Source organism: Oceanobacillus sp. MO10714A, assembly GCF_037072045.1.
Classification (GTDB): domain Bacteria; phylum Bacillota; class Bacilli; order Bacillales; family Amphibacillaceae; genus Oceanobacillus; species Oceanobacillus indicireducens.
In genome coordinates this window covers 1-2,991 of sequence record NZ_JAXHDC010000095.1, presented here as the reverse complement: position 1 = coordinate 2,991, position 2,991 = coordinate 1, and the positions used below count along the sequence as shown (strand labels likewise).

Below are 2,991 nucleotides of genomic sequence, written 5' to 3'. Positions count from 1 at the left end.
ACGACATCAAAATAGAAGTTAGTTAAGTCCTCGATCGATTAGTATTCGTCAGCTCCACATGTCACCATGCTTCTACCTCGAACCTATCAACCTCATCGTCTCTGAGGGATCTTACTCACTCGAAGTGATGGGAAGTCTCATCTTGAGGGGGGCTTCATGCTTAGATGCTTTCAGCACTTATCCTTTCCACACGTAGCTACCCAGCTATGCTCCTGGCGGAACAACTGGTACACCAGCGGTGTGTCCATCCCGGTCCTCTCGTACTAAGGACAGCTCCTCTCAAACTTCCAGGCGCCCACGACGGATAGGGACCGAACTGTCTCACGACGTTCTGAACCCAGCTCGCGTACCGCTTTAATGGGCGAACAGCCCAACCCTTGGGACCGACTACAGCCCCAGGATGCGATGAGCCGACATCGAGGTGCCAAACCTCCCCGTCGATGTGAACTCTTGGGGGAGATAAGCCTGTTATCCCCGGGGTAGCTTTTATCCGTTGAGCGATGGCCCTTCCATGCGGAACCACCGGATCACTAAGCCCGACTTTCGTCCCTGCTCGACTTGTAGGTCTCGCAGTCAAGCTCCCTTGTGCCTTTACACTCTGCGAATGATTTCCAACCATTCTGAGGGAACCTTTGGGCGCCTCCGTTACCTTTTGGGAGGCGACCGCCCCAGTCAAACTGCCTGCCTGACACTGTCTCCGGACCGGATCACGGTCCTGGGTTAGAATGTTCATACAGCTAGGGTGGTATCCCACGGGTGCCTCCACGGAAGCTAGCGCTCCCGATTCCACGGCTCCCACCTATCCTGTACAAGCTGCACAAACAGTCAATATCAAGCTACAGTAAAGCTCCACGGGGTCTTTCCGTCCTGTCGCGGGTAATGTGCATCTTCACACATCGTATAATTTCACCGGGTCTCTCGTTGAGACAGTGCCCAAGTCGTTGCACCTTTCGTGCGGGTCGGAACTTACCCGACAAGGAATTTCGCTACCTTAGGACCGTTATAGTTACGGCCGCCGTTTACTGGGGCTTCGGTTCTAAGCTTCGCCTTACGGCTAACTCTTCCCCTTAACCTTCCAGCACCGGGCAGGTGTCAGCCCCTATACTTCGCCTTTCGGCTTCGCAGAGACCTGTGTTTTTGATAAACAGTCGCTTGGGCCTATTCACTGCGGCTTCTTCTAAAAGAAGCACCCCTTCTCCCGAAGTTACGGGGTCATTTTGCCGAGTTCCTTAACGAGAGTTCTCCCGCTCACCTTAGGATACTCTCCTCGCCTACCTGTGTCGGTTTGCGGTACGGGCACCTATGATCTGGCTAGAGGCTTTTCTTGGCAGCGTGAAATCCGGAACTTCGGTACTCTATTTCCCTCCCCGTCACAGCTTGAAATTGCCAGACGGATTTACCTATCTGACTTTCTCACTGCTTGGGCGCACACATCCATCGGTGCGCATTCCTTATCCTTCTGCGTTCCCCCATCGCTCAATCACGATCATGAGGTGGTACAGGAATATCAACCTGTTGTCCATCGCCTACGCCTGTCGGCCTCGGCTTAGGTCCCGACTAACCCTGAGAGGACGAGCCTTCCTCAGGAAACCTTAGGCATTCGGTGAAAGAGATTCTCACTCTTTTTTCGCTACTCATACCGGCATTCTCACTTCTAAGCGCTCCACCAGTCCTCACGGTCTGACTTCGCAGCACTTAGAACGCTCTCCTACCATTGTTCGTAAGAACAATCCGCAGCTTCGGTGATACGTTTAGCCCCGGTACATTTTCGGCGCAGAGTCACTCGACCAGTGAGCTATTACGCACTCTTTAAATGGTGGCTGCTTCTAAGCCAACATCCTGGTTGTCTGGGCAACTCCACATCCTTTTCCACTTAACGTATACTTTGGGACCTTAGCTGGCGGTCTGGGCTGTTTCCCTCTCGACTACGAATCTTATCACCCGCAGTCTGACTCCCAAAAACAAGTAGCTGGCATTCGGAGTTTGACTGAATTCGGTAACCCGGTGAGGGCCCCTAGTCCAATCAGTGCTCTACCTCCAGTACTCTATTTTTGAGGCTAGCCCTAAAGCTATTTCGGAGAGAACCAGCTATCTCCGTGTTCGATTGGCATTTCACCCCTACCCACACCTCATCCCCGCATTTTTCAACATACGTGGGTTCGGGCCTCCAGTCAGTGTTACCTGACCTTCACCCTGGACATGGGTAGATCACACGGTTTCGGGTCTACGACCACATACTCATTCGCCCTATTCAGACTCGCTTTCGCTGCGGCTCCGTGTCTTCCACTTAACCTTGCATGTAATCGTAACTCGCCGGTCCATTCTACAAAAGGTACGCCGTCACGCATAAATGCGCTTCGACTACTTGTAAGCGCACGGTTTCAGGTTCTCTTTCACTCCCCTCCCGGGGTGCTTTTCACCTTTCCCTCACGGTACTGGTTCACTATCGGTCACTAGGGAGTATTTAGCCTTGGGAGATGGTCCTCCCGGATTCCGACGGAATTCCACGTGTTCCGCCGTACTCAGGATACACTCCGGAGGAAACTCTTTTTCGATTACAGGGCTGTTACCTTCTATGGCTGATCTTTCCAGATCGATTCATCTAAAGAATTTCTTTGTAACTCCAATGGAGTGTCCTACAACCCCAGTAAGCAAGCTTACTGGTTTGGGCTCGTTCCGTTTCGCTCGCCGCTACTTGGGAAATCGCATTTGCTTTCTCTTCCTCTGGGTACTGAGATGTTTCAGTTCCCCAGGTCTGCCTCGTACACCCTATGTATTCAGGTATACGTACTGTCCCATTACGGACAGTGGGTTGCCCCATTCGGAAATCTCCGGATTAACGTTTACTTACAACTACCCGGAGCATATCGGTGTTAGTCCCGTCCTTCATCGGCTCCTAGTGCCAAGGCATCCACCGTGCGCCCTTATTCACTTAACTAAGTTACAGTAAATAATATAGCTTTGTTTTGCCTTGATGGTCATAAAAGACCA

At 51.9% G+C, this 2,991-nt stretch carries 1 rRNA gene; it reads right to left on the bottom strand.

Annotated features, from left to right (window positions below):
- Nucleotides 1-18: 18 nt before the first annotated feature.
- Nucleotides 19-2,938, bottom strand: a 23S ribosomal RNA gene (locus SPD53_RS19575).
- Nucleotides 2,939-2,991: the final 53 nt, after the last annotated feature.